At 68.5% G+C, this 17,831-nt stretch carries 17 protein-coding genes and 1 pseudogene; 12 read left to right on the top strand and 6 right to left on the bottom strand.

Annotation, left to right across the window (positions count from 1 at the left end):
* Positions 1 to 61 (bottom strand): hypothetical protein (locus tag ACWEOI_RS31790; protein WP_452361993.1); only part of this gene is annotated, 61 nt, incomplete at its 3' end.
* Positions 62 to 88: 27 nt separating this feature from the next.
* Here ACWEOI_RS31790 and sucB point away from each other — a divergent pair.
* The 6 genes and pseudogenes from sucB to ACWEOI_RS31760 form a co-directional block, all read left to right on the top strand.
* Positions 89 to 1,183: pseudogene (sucB, locus tag ACWEOI_RS31785) on the top strand (2-oxoglutarate dehydrogenase, E2 component, dihydrolipoamide succinyltransferase); the annotation flags it as partial.
* 34 nt (positions 1,184 to 1,217) lie between these two features.
* On the top strand, positions 1,218 to 2,117 hold the full coding sequence (locus ACWEOI_RS31780) for a TIGR01777 family oxidoreductase (protein ID WP_452361988.1): 900 nt from the start codon (positions 1,218 to 1,220) through the stop codon (positions 2,115 to 2,117).
* An 89-nt stretch (positions 2,118 to 2,206) separates the two neighbouring features.
* Positions 2,207 to 2,719, top strand: coding sequence for an N-acetyltransferase family protein (locus tag ACWEOI_RS31775; RefSeq protein WP_452361992.1), 513 nt, complete (start codon positions 2,207 to 2,209; stop codon positions 2,717 to 2,719).
* An 8-nt stretch (positions 2,720 to 2,727) separates the two neighbouring features.
* On the top strand, positions 2,728 to 3,522 hold the full coding sequence (lipB, locus tag ACWEOI_RS31770; protein WP_452361991.1) for a lipoyl(octanoyl) transferase LipB: 795 nt from the start codon (positions 2,728 to 2,730) through the stop codon (positions 3,520 to 3,522).
* Between the two features lie 21 nt (positions 3,523 to 3,543).
* On the top strand, positions 3,544 to 4,584 hold the full coding sequence (gene lipA, locus ACWEOI_RS31765) for a lipoyl synthase (protein WP_433666962.1): 1,041 nt from the start codon (positions 3,544 to 3,546) through the stop codon (positions 4,582 to 4,584).
* Positions 4,585 to 4,692: 108 nt separating this feature from the next.
* Positions 4,693 to 6,891: an elongation factor G-like protein EF-G2 gene (locus tag ACWEOI_RS31760; protein WP_452361987.1), complete on the top strand. Its 2,199-nt coding sequence runs from the start codon at positions 4,693 to 4,695 to the stop codon at positions 6,889 to 6,891.
* 3 nt (positions 6,892 to 6,894) lie between these two features.
* Here ACWEOI_RS31760 and ACWEOI_RS31755 read toward each other — a convergent pair whose 3' ends face one another.
* Complete coding sequence (locus tag ACWEOI_RS31755; protein ID WP_452361986.1) at positions 6,895 to 7,584, bottom strand: TetR family transcriptional regulator; 690 nt, start codon at positions 7,582 to 7,584, stop codon at positions 6,895 to 6,897.
* A gap of 90 nt (positions 7,585 to 7,674) precedes the next feature.
* Between ACWEOI_RS31755 and ACWEOI_RS31750 the strand changes: the two genes are divergently transcribed.
* Both ACWEOI_RS31750 and ACWEOI_RS31745 read left to right on the top strand, forming a co-directional pair.
* A complete protein-coding gene (locus tag ACWEOI_RS31750) occupies positions 7,675 to 9,111 on the top strand; it encodes an MFS transporter (protein WP_452361985.1) in 1,437 nt (478 codons plus the stop codon).
* Positions 9,112 to 9,272: 161 nt separating this feature from the next.
* Positions 9,273 to 10,016, top strand: a complete 744-nt coding sequence (locus ACWEOI_RS31745) for a DUF4191 domain-containing protein (RefSeq protein ID WP_433666966.1) — start codon at positions 9,273 to 9,275, stop codon at positions 10,014 to 10,016.
* Between the two features lie 59 nt (positions 10,017 to 10,075).
* On the opposite strand, the gene ACWEOI_RS31740 is transcribed toward ACWEOI_RS31745, so the two are convergent.
* Together ACWEOI_RS31740 and ACWEOI_RS31735 are read right to left on the bottom strand one after the other, a co-directional pair.
* Entirely contained in the window at positions 10,076 to 10,990 is a 915-nt protein-coding gene (locus ACWEOI_RS31740) for an alpha/beta hydrolase (RefSeq protein WP_452361984.1), read from the bottom strand.
* A 265-nt stretch (positions 10,991 to 11,255) separates the two neighbouring features.
* Complete coding sequence (locus tag ACWEOI_RS31735; protein WP_433666968.1) at positions 11,256 to 11,786, bottom strand: RDD family protein; 531 nt, start codon at positions 11,784 to 11,786, stop codon at positions 11,256 to 11,258.
* A gap of 438 nt (positions 11,787 to 12,224) precedes the next feature.
* On the opposite strand from ACWEOI_RS31735, the gene glnA reads away from it, so the two are divergent.
* Positions 12,225 to 13,661, top strand: a complete 1,437-nt coding sequence (gene glnA / locus ACWEOI_RS31730) for a type I glutamate--ammonia ligase (RefSeq protein ID WP_379095637.1) — start codon at positions 12,225 to 12,227, stop codon at positions 13,659 to 13,661.
* 61 nt (positions 13,662 to 13,722) lie between these two features.
* On the opposite strand, the gene ACWEOI_RS31725 is transcribed toward glnA, so the two are convergent.
* Complete coding sequence (locus tag ACWEOI_RS31725) at positions 13,723 to 14,220, bottom strand: hypothetical protein (RefSeq protein ID WP_433666969.1); 498 nt, start codon at positions 14,218 to 14,220, stop codon at positions 13,723 to 13,725.
* A gap of 274 nt (positions 14,221 to 14,494) precedes the next feature.
* Here ACWEOI_RS31725 and ACWEOI_RS31720 point away from each other — a divergent pair, with 274 nt between their 5' ends.
* Positions 14,495 to 15,376, top strand: coding sequence for a tyrosine-protein phosphatase (locus ACWEOI_RS31720; RefSeq protein WP_452361983.1), 882 nt, complete (start codon positions 14,495 to 14,497; stop codon positions 15,374 to 15,376).
* 56 nt (positions 15,377 to 15,432) lie between these two features.
* On the opposite strand, the gene ACWEOI_RS31715 is transcribed toward ACWEOI_RS31720, so the two are convergent.
* Positions 15,433 to 15,882, bottom strand: a complete 450-nt coding sequence (locus ACWEOI_RS31715) for a TY-Chap domain-containing protein (protein ID WP_452361982.1) — start codon at positions 15,880 to 15,882, stop codon at positions 15,433 to 15,435.
* A 146-nt stretch (positions 15,883 to 16,028) separates the two neighbouring features.
* On the opposite strand from ACWEOI_RS31715, the gene tsaA reads away from it, so the two are divergent.
* Positions 16,029 to 16,463 (top strand): tRNA (N6-threonylcarbamoyladenosine(37)-N6)-methyltransferase TrmO, encoded by a 435-nt coding sequence (gene tsaA / locus ACWEOI_RS31710; protein ID WP_452361981.1) that lies wholly within the window; start codon positions 16,029 to 16,031, stop codon positions 16,461 to 16,463.
* Between the two features lie 49 nt (positions 16,464 to 16,512).
* Positions 16,513 to 17,715, top strand: a complete 1,203-nt coding sequence (locus tag ACWEOI_RS31705; RefSeq protein ID WP_433666973.1) for a helix-turn-helix domain-containing protein — start codon at positions 16,513 to 16,515, stop codon at positions 17,713 to 17,715.
* Positions 17,716 to 17,831: the final 116 nt, after the last annotated feature.

The raw sequence follows: 17,831 nt of genomic DNA, 5'->3' as shown, positions 1-17,831 counted from the left end.
GCACGAAGCCGGGGAAGTCGAAGGCCCGCTCGTACCCGGCCAGTTTCGCCTCGCCGCGAATCGAGTTGCCGTAGTCGAAGACCTCCGCGCCCCGGCCCCCGCGCCTGCGCCCGCCCCCGCTCCGGCTCCGGCCGCCGCGGCTCCCGCGCCCGCCCCGGCCGCTCCGGCCCCGGCTCCCGCGCCGAAGACCGCCCCGGTTCCGGCCGCGGCGACCCCGGCCGAGGAGCCCTCCAGCAACGGTGGCCCCTACGTCACCCCGCTGGTGCGAAAGCTGGCCGCGGAGAACAACGTTGACCTCGCCGCCGTGACCGGCTCCGGCGTCGGCGGCCGCATCCGCAAGCAGGATGTGCTCGCCGCCGCGGAGGCCAAGAAGGCTCCGGCCCCCGTTGCGGCCGCGCCCGCCGCCGCTGCTCCGGCCGCTCCGGCCGCTGCCGCCGCCGCGCCGCGTCCGTCGCTGTCGCACCTGACCGGCACGGTCCAGAAGGCCACCCGCATCCGGCAGATCACCGCGGCCAAGACGCTCGAGTCGTTGCAGACCACCGCGCAGCTCACCCAGGTGCACGAGGTCGACATGACCAAGATCGCGTCCCTGCGCAACCGCGCCAAGGCCGCGTTCAAGCAGCGCGAGGGCGTGAACCTCACGTTCCTGCCGTTCTACGCCAAGGCCGTCATCGAGGCGCTGGCCGTGCACCCGAACATCAACGCCTCCTACAACTCCGAGACCAAGGAGATCACCTACCACTCGGTGGTCAACCTGGGTATCGCGGTCGACACCGAGCAGGGTCTGCTCTCGCCGATCATCCACAACGCCAACGACCTGTCGCTGGCCGGACTGGCGCGCGCCATCGCCGATATCGCCAACCGGGCCCGCACCGGCGGCCTGAAGCCGGACGAGCTGGCCAACGGCACCTTCACCATCACCAACATCGGCTCGAACGGCGCGCTGTTCGACACCCCGATCCTGGTGCCGCCGCAGGCCGCCGAGCTGGGCACCGGCGCGATCGTGAAGCGCCCCATGGTGATCAGCGACGACGGCAACGAGTTCATCGGCATCCGGTCGATGGCCTACCTGCCGCTCACCTACGACCACCGCCTCATCGACGGCGCCGACGCGGGTCGCTTCGTGACCACGATCAAGCACCGTTTGGAAGAGGCCGCGTTCGAGGGTGACCTGGGCCTCTGAGGCCGGAACAGAGACGGGTCGGGGGTTGGATCGGATGAAGATCGTGGTCGCCGGTTCGTCCGGACTGATCGGGACGGCACTCGTCGCGGCCCTGCGCCGCGACGGGCACGAGGTCACCCGCCTCGTGCGCCGTCCCGTGCACGCCCGCGACGAATTCACCTGGGATCCGGTCCGTTCCAACCTGGACGAGCGCGCGCTGCGCGGTGCGGACGCCGTGGTGAACCTCTGCGGCGCGAGCATCGGGCGGCGGCGCTGGAACGGCAGCTACAAACAGGAGCTGCGCGACAGCCGCATCGTCCCCACCGATGTCCTGGCCGCCGCGGTCGCCGCCGCGGGAGTGCCGACGCTGGTCAACGCCAGCGGCGCGCACTACTACGGCGGCGAGACCGGCGACCGGGTCGTCACCGAGAGTTCCCCCGCCGGAACAGGATTCCTGGCCCGGCTCTGCGCCGACTGGGAAGTCGCCACCGAACAGGCCGCCGACGCCGGAGTGCGCACGGTGCTGCTGCGTTCGGCGGTGGTGCTGGCGCGCCACGGCGGCATGCTCGGAATGCTGTACCCGCTCTACTATCTCGGGCTCGGCGGGCGGCTCGGCAGTGGGCGGCAGTACGTCCCGTGGATCTCGCTCGACGACGAGGTGGGGGCGATCATCTACGCGCTCACCCACGAGAACCTGTCCGGGCCGGTCAATATGTGCGGTCCCGCACCGGTCACCAATGCCGAGTTCACGCGGGCGCTGGGGCGGGTCATGCATCGGCCGACGCCGTTGATGGTGCCCGCGTTCGCGTTGAAGCTGGCCGTCGGCGAATTCGCGGACGAGGCGATCCTGCACGGGCCCAGGGCGATTCCCACCGCGCTGGAGGACGCCGGATACCAGTTCCAGCACCCGACCATCGGCGCGGCGCTGACCGCGACGCTGGGCCACTCGGGCTGATTCCCTCCGCTTCCGGCTGATACCGGGCGCGGTGCGCGTCACAGCAACCTCGCCGATACCGTGGACCCGTGACCAATCAACCGTCCGACGTGGTGGTGCGGGACGCACGCGAGAGCGATCTGCCGGAAATCCTGGTGATCCACAACAACGCCATCGCCGAGACCACGGCCATCTGGGATACCGAACTGGCCGACATCCACGAGCGCGAGGCCTGGTTCGCGGCGCGCACCGGGGCCGGGCATCCGGTGCTGGTCGCCGAGATCGGCGGCAAGCTGGCCGGGTACGCGAGTTACGGGCAGTTCCGGCCCAAGTCGGGCTACCGGTTCTCGGTCGAGAACTCGGTGTACGTGTCAGATATATTCCATCGCCGCGGCGTGGCCACCGCGCTCATGCGGGCGCTGCTGGCGCGGGCCGAGACAGGCGATGTGCACGCCATGATCGCGGCGATCGAGTCGAGTAACCGCACGTCGATCGGGCTGCACGAGAAGTTCGGCTTCAAGGTTGTCGGGCAGATGCCGGAAGTCGGGTTCAAATTCGGGCGCTGGATGGATCTGACGCTCATGCAACGGACCTTCCCCGAGGGAGTAGCGTCGCCATCGTGAGCGAGAGCATGACGGCCACTGCGGCGTTACCCCGCGCGGTGTCGGCTCGCTTCGACAGCACACCCCTCGCGGTCGAAGATCTGGGCCTGATCGACTATCAGCGAGCCTGGGAATTGCAGCGGTCCATCGCGGACGAACGCGCCGAGGGCATCGGGCAGGATCGGCTGCTGCTGCTGGAACACCCCTTCGTCTACACCGCCGGACGGCGCACCGAGGCACAGGATCTGCCCGTGGACGGCAGTCCGGTCATCGCGGTCGATCGCGGCGGGAAGATCACCTGGCACGGGCCGGGGCAATTGGTCGGCTACCCGATCGTGCGGCTGGCCGAACCGGTCGATGTGGTCGCGTACGTGCGTCGCCTCGAAGAGGCTTTGATCGCCGTGTGCGCGCAGCTCGGGCTGGAAACCGGTCGGGTGGAAGGCCGTTCGGGCGTGTGGGTCCCGGCGAACCAGTTCCTGCCCGAGCGCAAAGTCGCGGCGATCGGTGTGCGCGTGCAGCGTGGCGTCGCCCTGCACGGCATCGCACTCAATTGCGATTCCAGTCTGGACGGTTTCGACGCCATCGTGCCGTGCGGCATTCGCGATGCCGGGGTCACCACCCTGAGCCGCGAACTCGGCCGCGACGTCACCGTCGCCGAGGTGCGGCCGCTGGTCGCCGACGCGATAACCCGCGCCCTCGACGGTGTCCTCGAGGTGACCGACCACGCTCTGTCGCGCTGCGTCGAAGCCTTTGCCGAATGTCCCGAGCCGCTACCCGCCCTGCAGACCGACGAGTCCGCCGCAGGGCACGCCAAAGCCGAATGACCACGAGCGTAGGGTGAACCAGTGACCTCCGTCGATACCCCGACACCTGATAACTCGGCCGCACCCAACGGCCGCAAGCTGCTTCGCATCGAGGCCCGCAACGCCGAGACCCCGATCGAGCGCAAACCCTCGTGGATCCGCACCCGCGCGACCATGGGCCCCGAGTACACCGAACTCAAGGGCCTGGTGAAACGTGAAGGGCTGCACACGGTCTGCGAGGAAGCCGGGTGTCCCAACATCTTCGAATGCTGGGAGGACCGCGAGGCCACCTTCCTCATCGGCGGCGAGCAGTGCACGCGGCGCTGCGACTTCTGCCAGATCGACACCGGCAAGCCCGCCGCCCTCGATCGTGACGAGCCGCGGCGCGTGGCCGAGAGCGTGCAGGCCATGGGGCTGCGCTACTCCACCGTCACCGGCGTCGCTCGCGACGATCTCGAGGACGGCGGCTCGTGGCTGTACGCCGAGACCGTGCGCGCCATCAAGCGGCTCAACCCGCACACCGGCGTCGAACTGCTGATCCCCGACTTCAACGCGGTGCCCGAGCAGCTGGCCGAGGTGTTCGAGTCGCGGCCCGAGGTGCTGGCCCACAATCTGGAGACGGTGCCGCGCATCTTCAAGCGCATCCGTCCCGCCTTCCGCTACGAGCGGTCGCTGGCGGTCATCACCGCGGCCCGCGAGGCCGGTCTGGTCACCAAGTCCAATCTGATCCTGGGCATGGGCGAGACCCCGGAGGAAGTCACCCAGGGCCTGCGCGACCTGCACGAGGCGGGCTGCGACATCATCACCATCACCCAGTATCTGCGGCCCTCCCCGCGGCACCACCCGGTCGACCGGTGGGTGAAGCCGGAGGAGTTCGTCGAGCACTCCAAGGCCGCCGAGGAGATGGGCTTCGCCGGTGTCATGGCCGGTCCGCTGGTCCGGTCCTCGTACCGGGCGGGCCGCCTGTACGCGCAGGCCATGCGCCACCACGGCCGCGAGATCTCCCCGGAGATGGCGCACCTGGCCGAGGAGGGCAGCGCCGCTCAGGAGGCCACCAGCGTCCTGGCTCGTTTCGGTTCCTGACACTCCCGGTTCACTCCGCTCGACCGAGTTGTTCGGCGATTCGTGGACGCGACCCCATAACCGGTGGGAAGCTCGAAGGACCGCAATGATCGACCCACGGAGCGAGCCATGGTCGAGCGAACGACGACACCGCACGGTGTCAACGGCAAGGTAGTCGTGGCCGAACGGCCCGGCGACATCCGGAATGTGGTGCTGGTCGGGCACAGCGCGTCAGGGAAGACCACGCTGGTCGAGGCGCTCGCGGTGGCCGCCGGGGCGGTGCCCAGAGCCGGGCGGGTCGAGGACGGCACCAGCGTCTCCGACTACGACGACATCGAGCAGCGCCAGCACCGATCGGTGCAACTGTCGGTGGTGCCGATGGGGTGGGAGAAGGTCAAGGTCAATCTTCTCGACACCCCCGGCTACGCCGACTTCGTCGGGGAGCTCAGGGCCGGTCTGCGAGCAGCGGACGCGGCCCTTTTCATTCTCTCCGCGGCCGCCGGCGTCGAGGGCGTCAGCGGACCCACTCTGGCGCTGTGGGAGGAGTGCGCGAGCGTCGGCATGCCGCGCGCCATCGTGCTCACCCATCTGGACACCGCACGCGCCGATTTCGAGGACATGGCCGAGACCTGCCGGCAGATCCTCGGTGGCGGACGCTCGGAATCCATACTGCCGCTGCATCTTCCGGTGTACGGGCCCAAGAATCCCGACGGGCACCGGCCGGTGACCGGGCTGATCGAACTGCTCACCCAGCACGTCTACGACTACGCGACCGGGGAACGCGTCGAGACGCCCGCCTCCGACGAACAGCGCGAGCAGATGGAGGAGGCGCGCAACCGGCTCATCGAGGGCATCATCGCCGAGAGCGAGGACGAGACCCTCATGGACCGCTACATCGGCGGCGAGGAGATCGACCTCGCCTCACTGATCGCCGACCTGGAGAAAGCGGTCGCGCGCGGCAGCTTCCACCCCATGCTGATCGCCGCTCCCCCACCCGAGGGCGCGCGCCAAGGGCTGGGCACCGTCGAGATCCTGGACCTGATCACCCGCGGATTCCCCACGCCCGCAGAGCATCCGGTGTCCGCGACCGGCAGCGGCGGCAAGTCCGCGGCACTGGCCTGCGATCCGGACGCGCCGCTGGCCGCCGAGGTGATCCGCACCGCCTCCGACCCGTATGTGGGCCGGTTGTCGCTGGTCCGGGTGTTCTCCGGAACCCTGCACGCCGACGACACCGTGCACGTGTGCGGACACGGCACCGGCACGAACGGCGATCACGATGCCGACGACCGGGTCGGCGGAGTGTCGGCGCCGTTCGGGAAACAGCAGCGGCCGCTGCCGCAGGCCATCGCCGGGGACATCGTGTGCGTGAGCAAGCTGACGCACGCCGAGACCGGGGACACTCTGTCCGCCAAGGACAGCCCGCTCCTCATCGAGCCGTGGGACCTGCCGGATCCGCTGCTGCCGGTCGCCATCCAGGCACACGGCAAGGCCGATGAGGACAAACTCTCCCAGGGGCTGGCGCGACTCGTGGCCGAAGACCCCACGGTCCGGCTCGAACAGAATCCCGACACCCACCAATTGGTGCTGTGGTGCCTCGGCGAGGCGCATCGCGAGGTGGCCCTCGAACGGCTGCGGTCCCGGTTCGGGGTGCAGGTCGACGTCGTCGACCACAAGGTGGCCCTGCGCGAGACCTTCGCCACCCAGGCGGCCGGCCGGGGACGGCATGTGAAACAGTCCGGCGGCCATGGGCAGTTCGCGGTCTGCGAGATCGAGGTGGCCCCGCTGCCGGAGGGATCCGGCATCGAGTTCGTGGACAAGGTGGTGGGCGGAGTCGTTCCGCGCCAGTTCATCCCCTCGGTGGAGAAGGGCGTGCGCGCCCAGGCGCTGCGCGGCGTGGCATCCGGGTATCCGCTGGTCGACGTGCGGGTGACGCTGTTCGACGGCAAGGCGCACTCGGTGGATTCCTCCGACGCGGCGTTCCAGACCGCGGGCGGCCTGGCCTTGCGGGAAGCCGCCGCCACGGCCCGCATCAGCGTGCTCGAACCGATTGCCGAAGTGCTGGTGGTGGTTTCGGACACCTACGTCGGCCCGGTGCTCGGCGACCTGTCGAGTCGCCGCGGCCGAGTGCTCGGCACCGAACCGGTGGGGCTCGGCCGCACCGCGATTCGGGCCGAAGTCCCGGAACTGGAACTCAGCCGCTACGCCGTGGACCTGCGTTCACTGGCTCACGGCGCGGCGAGCTTCACCCGCGCCTACGCCCGCCACGAGCCGATGCCACCACAACTGGCCGACAGCCTGCGCGAGCACGCCAAAGCCGGCCGCTCCTGACCGTCAGGACTCCGCCGCCGCGGTGCGCGCGGGCAGGGGCAGCGCGGCCAGGGCCGTCATGAAGAAGTCGAGCCCGAAACCGTAGTGCTGGTCGGCCTCGCAGGAGGTCAACGCGTCCGCGGCCGCCACGACCCGGGGATAACGCTGCCGCGGAAGGGTTTCCAGGCGTAGGCGCTTGCGGCGGATCATCTCGGCATTGTCGTCGGCGGACTGCTGCGGGGTCGGGGCGCCGGGCTCGCCCAGCACCAGCATGACGGCGGTGCGCAGGGTGTTGCCGCAGACCGCGGCGGCGGGTTCGACGTCGAAGCCGTATTCGGTGAGGATCTCGAGCGCCGTCTCGGTGGCATCGAGGAATCCGGGGCTCGGGTCGTTGTCGCCGGGCACCTGGAACAGCGGGACCAGGGCGCGGTGCCGGCGCAGCACCGTCACCAGCGATTCGGCCAGGGCGCGGAACTGTTCCAGCAGCGGGCGCGACCGGTCGCGGGTGGTGTCGACCTGTTCCCACAGCCGGTCGACGACGCCGGCCAGCAGTTCGTCCTTGTTCTTGAAATGCCAGTACAGGGCCATCGGGGTGACGCCCAGTTCCTGTGCCAGGCGCCGGATGGTGAGCGCTTCGAGGCCCTCGGCGTCGGCCAGCGCGATCGCGCCGTCGGCGACGGTCTCCCGGCTCAATCGGTTCTCCGCTTTTGCCACTTGACAAATATACAACGTACAGGCTTTCCTGTACCACGTACATGTACAACGTATGTGAATGATGTACAGGCACAACGTATAGGAGTTGCGGTGCCACTACTGCCCCGCCGCTGGTGGGCCCTGATCGGGGTTTCCCTGGCGACCTTCATGACATTTCTCGACAACAACGTGGTCAACGTCGCGCTGCCGTCCATCCAGAGCGATCTGGGGCTGTCCATCTCCGGCCTGGAATGGGTGGTCAGCAGCTACATCCTGGTCTTCGCCGGGCTCATGCTGGCCGGTGGACGACTCGCCGACCTGTTCGGACGCCGCCGAATGTTCCTCGGCGGACTGGCCGTGTTCACCCTCGCCTCACTGCTCGCCGGACTCGCCGACAGCCCGGCCATGCTCATCGCGGCCCGCGTGCTGCAAGGCGTCGGCGCGGCCGCCGCGATACCCCCGACGCTCGCCATCATCGCCGGGCTGTTTCCCGACGACTCCGAACGCGCCAAGGCGGTCGGCGTGTGGAGCGCCATCGGCGCACTGGCCCTGGCGCTCGGGCCGTTCACCGGCGGCGTGCTGAGCCAGCACGTGGACTGGAGCTGGATCTTCCTGATCAATGTGCCCTTCGGCGTCCTGACCTTCGCGCTCACCGCGCTGACCCTGGACGAAACCCGCGAACGGGTACGGCACCGACTCGACCTGCCCGGGCTCGTGACCTCGGCAGTCGCGCTCTTCGCGATCACCTACGCCCTGATCGAAGGACACAACCGCGGCTGGACCTCGACGGTGATCGTGGGGTGCTTCGCGGTCGGCGCGGCCGCGCTCGCGGCGTTCGTCGCCATCGAATCGCGCCGGCCGGACCCGATGGTGGACATGTCGATGTTCCGTTCCCGCGCCTTCAGCGGCGGCATCGCCGTCATGATGCTGTGGGGCTTCGGGGTGATGGGCATCTACTTCTTCACCGCGATGTATCTGCAGAACGTGCTCGGCTTCTCCCCCACCGCGGCGGGCGCCGCGTTCATTCCGATGGCCGTCGCCATGGTGCTGGTGTCGCCGCTCGCCCCGCTGGCCGCGCGCCGGCTGGGCACGAACGTCACCGTGGCGCTGGGCGTGGCGGGCATCGTCGGTGCGCTGCTGGACATTTCGACGATCGGCGAGCACGGGCACATCCTCGACCTGATGCCCGCGTTCATCGGCTTCGGCATCGGATCGGGCCTGCTCATGACGCCGTTGAACACCGCGATCATGGACCGGATGCCGCCCGCGGTCGCGGGCGCGGCGGGCGCGGTGGTCAATGCGAGCCGCGAGATCTCGGCGCTGCTCGGCGTCACCATCGTCGGCGCGATCCTCACCACGCGCGCGGCGACCGTGGCCGGGCAGGGCGCGGCTCCGATGCACGCCTTTCTCGAGGGCTACCGCCTCGCGATCATCGTCGCGGGCGTCATTGTCGCCGTGGGTATTCCACTGGCGCTGATCACCCTGCGGACCCCACGCCAGGAAGCACCCGACGCGATGGCCCCCGAACCGATCGGGGCGGCGGCCTGACGCCACGCGTGCCGCATCGGCCGGAAGGACTCCGGCCGATGCGGCGGCTCCGGCCGACAAGCACTCGCGCCGAGCGCGATTCGGGCCGCCGGGCACCGACCGGTCGCGTCAGTGTCCATCCCATCGCGAACCGGGCGTACCCGGCGATTAAGCTGGACCGCATGGCAGCAGGCAAGGGCGGTAATCCGTCGAAGGAAGCGAAGGCCGCGGCGAAGGCGGCGCGCAAACAGGCGTCCAAGGACCGCCGCCGCCAACTGTGGCAGGCCTTCCAGATGCAGCGCAAGGAAGACAAGCTTCTGCTGCCGCTGATGATCGGCGCGCTCGTCGGCGTGACCGTGCTGTTCCTGGTGATCGGCCTGATCTTCGGTCTGCAGTGGTTCCTGCTGCCGATCGGCCTGGTGCTGGGCGTGCTGGCCGCGTTCATCATCTTCGGGCGCCGGGTGCAGAAGAACGTGTACGCCAAGGCCGAGGGCCAGGCCGGCGCGGCCGCCTGGGTGCTGGACAACCTGCAGGGCAAGTGGCGGGTCACCCCGGGCGTCGCGGCCACCACCCAGCTCGACGCGGTGCACCGCGTGGTCGGTCTGCCCGGTGTGGTGCTGGTCGCCGAGGGCTCGCCGCAGCGGGTGAAGTCGCTTCTGGCACAGGAGAAGAAGAAGGTGTCGCGCCTCGTCGGCGACACCCCGATCTACGACATCGTGATCGGCAACGAGGAGGGGCAGGTTCCGCTCAAGGAGCTGGAAAAGCACCTGCGCAAGCTGCCGCGCAATATCGACGCGGCGCGCATGGACAATATCGAGGGGCGGCTGTCGGCTCTCGCCACCCGGGGCGGGCCCGCGCTGCCCAAGGGTCCGCTGCCCAATGGCGCGAAGATGCGCGGCGTGCAGCGCTCGATCCGCCGCCGCTGACCCTCGACGACGAAGGCCCGCATCCTGTCCGGATGCGGGCCTTCGTTTTGTCGGTGTGGTCAGCGCACGTGACGGGAGAGGAAGCCGATCACGTCGGGCGTGACCGTCCGCCAGTACTCCTCGGTGTGCGTGCCCGGGGTCACCAGGCCCACCTCGGGGTGGGCGGTGGCGATGAAGCGGCGGCAGCCCTCGATGAAGCGGTCGCGGTCGCCGCACCACAGGCCGACGGGGGCCGGGCCGAGCTTGTCGAGGTTGCGTAGCGGGTCGAGGGCCGCCCACTGGTCGGCATTGGTGAAGGCGTTCCGTTTGGCCATTTCGGTCCACGAGGTGAGCAGACCCGGCGACATGGTGGCTACCGCGTTCAGCGGGCGGTTCTGCTCGGCGCGGCGACGCGCGTAGACCAGTGCGCCGAAGCCGCCCATGGAGGTTCCGGCGCAGGCGAAGGGCTGTCCGTCCTTGCCGGCGAGGCGACGCTGGGCGAGCCAGCCGGGGACCTCGTCGAGCAGCATGGCCATCGGGTCGTCGCCGGTGCCGTGGTCGTGCCAGTAGTTGTCACCGCCGTCGAGGGCGACGAAACCGAAGGCCGGGGTGAGGCGGGTGGCGACCGCGGCGGCCAGCAGGTCGGCGATATTGCCGACGGCGGCATTGCGGGCGGTGCCGTGCAGGCCGTGCAGCAGCAGAGATATAGGGATGTTCTCAGCGGGGACGCCGGGCGGCAGAATCGTGACCAGGTCGACCTCGCAGCGGCGGGCCTTCGAGTAGACGCGTTCGGTGCTGATGATCGGGGTGACGCCCATGGCCGTCTGACCGATGTCCTCGGCGTGCTGGGTGCGCTGGACGCCGTCGGCTTCGGTGGCGGCGTTGACGCCCGCGGCCACGGCCGCACCCGCGGCTGCCAAACCAACCAGCCCGGTGGTCGCGAGCAGAGACCGCCGGCTCAGGGTCCGCGCGGCCGCCCGGTAGTCCTCGACCATCGATCCCTCCATCAGCACAGCAACAGCTACCGCCCTGACGACGGCCGGGTGGCTGTATCAGGGCAAATCGCCGCCACCATACCGATCGAAAGCAAACAGCGGTGAACATTTGGCAACGCCTTGCAACACACTGCACCAACAGCATCGCAGGTAACGCGCCTGATCCGCGCCGACTCGGCGTGGCGTGATGTGTTCGACTCACCCCGAGTACAAATCTGTGACCGGAGCCGTGATCGGGGCCGGTGAACGCGGTGACCGCGTGAGGTCAGCGGCTGTAGACGAGGGCGGTGCCGGTGGCGCGGTCGTGCATGCCGCGACCGTCACTGTCGGTGAACAGCGCGGGGATGACGAACAGCAGGATGAGCTGGCGGCCCAGCGCCCGGACGAAACCGACCGGCGCGTCAGCGTCCACGCGGCTGACCTTGATCTTCAGGAAGTACTGCCCCGGCGTGAACCCGAACAGTGTGACCGCGATGATCCCGAGCACGAACCACACCAGCAGCGTCGGCGTCGACAGCGCCTGGGTGATGACCTCGAAATGCGAGGGCGGCTGCTGCCCCTTCGGGATGGTCATCTTCGACAGGATCTTGTCCGCGTCCGGTCGCACGATGATGGCGGCCAGGCCCATGGAGATGAACCAGTCGACCAGTACGGCCAGCACGCGGCGGGTGAAGGGAGCGAGCGCGCCGGGGCCGGAGGCGGGGAGACCGAGTTCCTTGCCCTGGTATTCACCGAGCGGGTTGTCTCCGGATTCGGCGTTCGGTCCGGACAGCCATGAGCCGGTGATGCGTGCCATGGACTCAGCTTATGCGCCGCCCGGCGGCGGGTCGCCGACGCCCGTCGATCGGCGGACGAGCGGGGGATCGTATATGTTGTCGGCACTCTTCCGGCTGCTGCCGCAACTGTTCGGCGACCCCGGTTGCCAGGTGGATGCCCGGCGGTGAGGATTGTCACGCTCACCGGGTCGGACGCGGTAAGGACCCTAACTTTTCAGAGTCTTAACAGCCGGTTCCGGCAGGTCGGTGGCAGGATATCGGTGCTGGTCGAGCATTGCTCGGCGACCGCTGCGGCGTCCACGCGAACCCGGGGGCACCGCCGAACCCCCGGCCAGCAGTGCGTGTAACACTGGCGAAACACAGCCTTGATTGCAGGGAAACACCGCATCCATACCGTGTGGTCGCGACGAACCCATGCAGTCACCACTGGCTGGGAACCGATCCGTAAGGAGTACTAAGTGGCGTTCAGCACGGCCGACGAGGTCATCAAGTACATCAAGGAGGAGGAGCTCGAATACGTCGATATTCGCTTCACCGACCTCCCCGGTGTGCAGCAGCACTTCTCGATCCCGGCGAAGGCGTTCACCGCTGATCTCGCCGAAGAGGGCCTGGCGTTCGACGGTTCTTCCGTCCGCGGCTTCCAGTCGATCGACGAGTCGGACATGCTGCTGCTGCCCGATTACAGCACCGCGCGGGTCGACCCCTTCCGTGCCGCGAAGACGCTGAACATGAACTTCTTCGTGCACGACCCGTTCACCCGTGAGGCGTACTCCCGCGACCCGCGTAACGTCGCCCGCAAGGCCGAGGAGTACTTGGCCGCCACCGGCATCGCCGACACCTGCTACTTCGGTGCCGAGGCCGAGTTCTACATCTTCGACTCGATCCGCTACGACTCGGCGATGAACGGTTCGTTCTACGAGATCGACTCGGTGTCGGGTTCCTGGAACACCGGCGCGGAGTACAACGCCGACGGCACCCCGAACCGTGGTTACAAGGTTCGCAACAAGGGTGGTTACTTCCCGGTTGCGCCGTACGACCACTACGTCGACCTGCGCGACAAGATCTCGACCAACCTGCAGAACGCGGGCTTCGAGCTGGAGCGCGGCCACCACGAGGTCGGCACCGCCGGTCAGGCCGAGATCAACTACCGCTTCAACACCCTGCTGGGCGCCGCTGACGACCTGCAGCTGTTCAAGTACATCGTGAAGAACACCGCGTGGCAGGAGGGTAAGACCGTTACCTTCATGCCGAAGCCGCTGTTCGGCGACAACGGCTCGGGCATGCACGCCCACCAGTCGCTGTGGAAGGACGGCAAGCCGCTGTTCCACGACGAGGCCGGCTACGCGGGCCTGTCGGACCTGGCGCGTCACTACATCGGCGGCATCCTGCACCACGCCCCGTCGCTGCTGGCGTTCACCAACCCGACCGTGAACTCGTACCACCGTCTGGTGCCGGGCTACGAGGCCCCCATCAACCTGGTGTACTCGCAGCGCAACCGCTCGGCCGCGATCCGTATCCCGATCACCGGCTCGAACCCGAAGGCCAAGCGCATCGAGTTCCGCGCGCCGGACTCCTCGGGTAACCCGTACCTGGCCTTCGCCGCCATGATGATGGCCGGCCTGGACGGCATCAAGAAGAAGATCGAGCCGATGGCTCCGGTCGACAAGGACCTCTACGAGCTCCCGCCGGAGGAGGCCAAGAACATCCCGCAGGCCCCCACCTCGCTGGCGTCGGTCATCGACCGCCTCGAGCAGGACCACGACTACCTCACCGAGGGTGGCGTGTTCACCACCGACCTGATCGAGACCTGGATCGACATCAAGCGCACCCAGGAAATCGCCCCGGTCAACCTGCGCCCGCACCCGTACGAGTTCGAGCTGTACTACGACGTCTAAGTCGAAGTAGCGCAAGCGCTCTCGGAAGCCCCATCCGCCTCGGCGGGTGGGGCTTTGCGCGTTACCGGCGGTGGCAGTAGACCCGGACGAGCACGGTGTCGTCGGGCAGTGTCTCGAGGTAGTTTTCGAGATCGCCGGGTGGTATGGGGCAGGCGGGCCGGTCTGCGGGGGACGTGTTCTGGTCCCAGTCCTTGTGTCGGCAAACGCCGCTCGACTCGATCCACCAGCCATCCAAGGTGAGCACATCGGGCTCTGCGAAATTGTGTGTCGCGACGTCCAGCAAGGCCTTCGGGCCGCCCGCGCATTCGCCGCGCGTGGGGGGAAGCACGATGCCGAATCGGTTGGGACCATCGTGGATCAGCCGGGGATCATCCTCGTGGCCCGGTCGGACGTAGAACCCGGCTCCGTCTCCACCGTTCCGAAGCCGCCAGGTGCTCCACATGTCTCGCTCCGGAAGCCCCTGGTGCATCTCGAATGGAGCGAGGGCTCTCGTGATCGCGGCCTGCACGTCATCGATCGCATCCGGCGGCAAGCAGACCGTCACCGAGATTTGCGCCAAAACGACTCCCCTCCTGGAGCACCGAGCGCCTCAGGTTACCTCTCGGAATCGACACTCCGGGTGGTCAGTGCGACTCCGGTTCTTGCGGGGTAGAATAGTTGCGCGAGAGTTACTGGGGTGCAACGGTGTTCGGGGTGGTCCAGTGGCGGTCCCGGTGGGTGGGGACGGGTGGCCGGTGAGCGGGAGGACCGGTGGGTAACCGGGCGGGGCACGCGTAAGCACCCCTACCGTCGCCGCCGTGAACATCAAACGATTTGCACGACTTCGTATTTCAATGCTCGTTGTGACCGCTGCGGCGGGGGCGCTGCTCGGGGGCGGGGTGGCGGGGGTGCCGTCCGTGGCTCTGGCCGCGCCGCCGATCATGCACGCCGAGGCGACTCGGATCACGTTGCAGGGGGCGGTCAATGTGCGCGATATCGGGGGGTATGCGACCTATACCGGGGATTCGACCAAGTCGGGGAAGGTGGTTCGGGCGGATGCGCTCGGGAAGTTGACCGACGCCGATGTGCAGCAGTTGGGGGCGCTGGGGATCAAGTCGGTGATCGACTTCCGGACGCAGGCCGAGGTGGGGGCGCAGGGGGCGGATCGGGCGATTCCGGGGGCTACCGCGGTGTCCCGGCCGATCAGTGATGGGGGGATGTATCTGAAGATGGTGCAGGCCATCGGGTCCAAGGATCCGGCGGTGCAGCAGGCGGCGCTGGGTGACGGCAAGGCCGAGCAGATGATGCGCGATATGTATCAGAGCTTCCTGACGCCGGATTCGATGGCGAAGTTCGGGCAGACGATCAAGGACATCGCGGCCTCCGGGGGCGCGACGCTGTATCACTGCACCGCGGGCAAGGACCGGACCGGGTGGATGACGTATGTGATGCTGCGCGCCGTGGGTGTGCCGGAAAACGTTGCCCGCCAGGACTATCTGCTGTCGAACCAGTACCGGTCGGCGGCGGATGCCGCGCAGCGGGCGCAGTTGAAGCAGGCGGGCATCATGCAGAACCCGGATCTGCTGATTCCGTTGCAGGTCGTCAGCGACGAGTACCTGAACAACGCGATCGACAAGATGAACGAGCAGTTCGGTGATTTCGGCAAGTTCCTCACCAAGGGACTGGGCGTCGACGCCGCGACCATCGTGAAGCTGCACAAGACCCTGGTGGGCTGACCCTCACCCGTTCCGGCCCCGTCGTACCGCGTGCGGCGGGGCCGTCGCGTGTCCGGCTACGGCCGGGAACTCAAGGCGGACAGGTCCAGAGCGGTCGTCTCCGCCCACGCGGTGGCGCGCAGGTCGCCGGGGTCGCCGACGCCGAGGGCCTCGTGCAGGCCGCGGGTGGCGGAGCGGGCGAGGTCCTCGAAGGCGGAGCGGGTGATCGGCCAGCGCAGGGTGCGCCGCCAGTTCTCGATCTCGCGTTGCAGGGCGGGAGCGGTCCAGCCGAGGTCGCGCAGCAATTGGGCGGCGGCCTCCGAAATCGGTTCGGGCAAATAGTAATTACCGGTGAGTTCGGCGGAGAGATTGATGTCGAACTGCTGGAATTGCACGTATCGATTGCCGGTGGCGACGAGGGTGAGGGTGGCGCGGGAAGGCAACCCGGCGAGGAAGGTGGCCAGCCTGTGTGCGAACACGTCCCAGTCGGTGGTGACTATTCGTTCGCGCTGGCCCTGGATGCCCATCCCGGCCGATCATACGCCGTCCAATGCAATCACCGGACGAATTACCGTGCCGCCCAGTCCGATCACGGAAATATTGGCGACTTCGATCAGCACGGACGATCATGGACATCGCCACAGTCGGCACGATGTAAAGGAGCAGACGATCCATGTCCTCGGAATTCTCCAGCGGCCCTGACTATTTCGAAGTGCGTCCGGTCGGCCACGTCCGCTCCCCGCTCACCGACCGCACCGGGGCGCCGCGCCAGCCCGATGAGGACGCGCCGCCCGCCGAGGTGGTGCTGGCGCCCGAATTCGCCGCGGCGGCGGCCGATCTTCAGCCCGGCATGCGGGTGATCCTGCTGACCTGGTTGCACGCGGGAAGCCGGGACGTGCTCGCGGTGCATCCGCGCGGGGACCGCTCCCGTCCGGCGACCGGTGTCTTCGCGACCCGCTCCCCCGACCGGCCGAACCCGATCGGCCTGCACGAGGTGACATTGACGGCGGTGTCGCCGGGCGTGCTGGGGGTGGCGGGCCTGGAGGCCATCGACGGCACGCCGATCCTCGATATCAAGCCGGTGCTGGGCGGGGTAGAAACCCGCTGACCGGCCCGGATGGGACGGGCGGGCGACCCCCGAGGGTAGGTTGAGTCTCATGGCGGCACCCAGGCATCCGATCCCGGCGGTCGGCACGCAACGGCTGGCCGCGGCGTGTCAGGCCGAGGTGACGGCATTGACCAAGCAGTTGATGGCGGCGATCTTCACCGACAACCCGGGCTGGACGGATTACACGGCGGTGCCGCGCGCGGACCTACGGGACGGCTGTCGGCGGTATCTGACGCGGATTCTGGACCTGCTGGGCGGTTTGCCGCCGAATCCGGACGGCGACGATGTGGCCGCGGCGATCGGCAGGCGGCGCGCCGAGCAGGGTGTGCCGCTGGAGGCGATGCTGCGGACGTTCCGCCTCGGCGGCCAGATCGTGTGGGAAGCCTTGCTGGACAAGGCCGATGACATCGGATCGGCGGAGACCCGGCAGGTCGGCTCGGCCATGTGGGCGGTGGTCGACGGCATGTCATCGGCCCTGGTCACCTCGTACCGGAACACCGAGCTGGATCGGGTGCGCAGCGACGAGCGGCGCCGGCATTCGCTCATCGAGGACCTGCTCGCCGGGCGCGCCCACGACGCCACCTTCGCGGCGCGGGCCGGGCGGGAACTGAATCTGCCCGCCCACGGCGCGTATCTGGTTGTGGTGGCGCGCGGCGAGGGCGGTCCGCGGCTGCACACGGGTGCCGAGGCGGCGCTGGGGGTTTCGGGAGTGCGGTCGGTGTGGCACGAGCGCGTGGATTCGACCGTCGGACTGGTGTCGCTGGAGCATCGGGATAGTTCGGTTGTGCTGCAACAGCTTCGGCCGTTGATCCGAGGCCGGGCGGGCGTCTCCCCCGCGGTCGCCGGGCTGGCGGGCATCGATACCGCGCACGGGCTGGCGGTACTGGCGCTGGATACCGCGCCCGGGGACGCGGCCGGGCTGCTGGTCTCACTGGACGAGCGCTACCCGGAGGCGCTGCTTTTACGCTCCCCCGATCTGACCGATCTCTTGGTCGCCCGGACCCTCGGCCCGGTCCTGGAATTGCCGCCGAAAGAACGCGACATTCTGCTGCGGACTTTGGCCGTCTGGCTCGCCGAGAACTGCTCCGCGGCCAATGCCGCACCCAAGTTGCACTGCCATCGGAACACGGTCATCAACCGGTTGCAGCGCATCACCATGCTGCTCGGCCGACCCGTGGAAGGCCAGCGCGCCTACCTGGAACTTTCCCTCGCTCTGGCCGCTCTGGAATTGCCCGGGACCACCCGCGGCTGAGCCGCCGAAAGCACGCTACTCACGGGTACAAATTGTGCTCTCCGCCCAGTCGCGCACAGACATATATGGGCTTCGAGGGCATTGATTGTGCAAATGGGGACCGACAGACTCGTTCG

The sequence above is a fragment of the Nocardia sp. NPDC004340 genome, assembly GCF_053602575.1.
The sequence above is the reverse complement of the archived record's forward strand: the minus strand, read 5'-3'. Positions and strand labels throughout refer to the sequence as shown.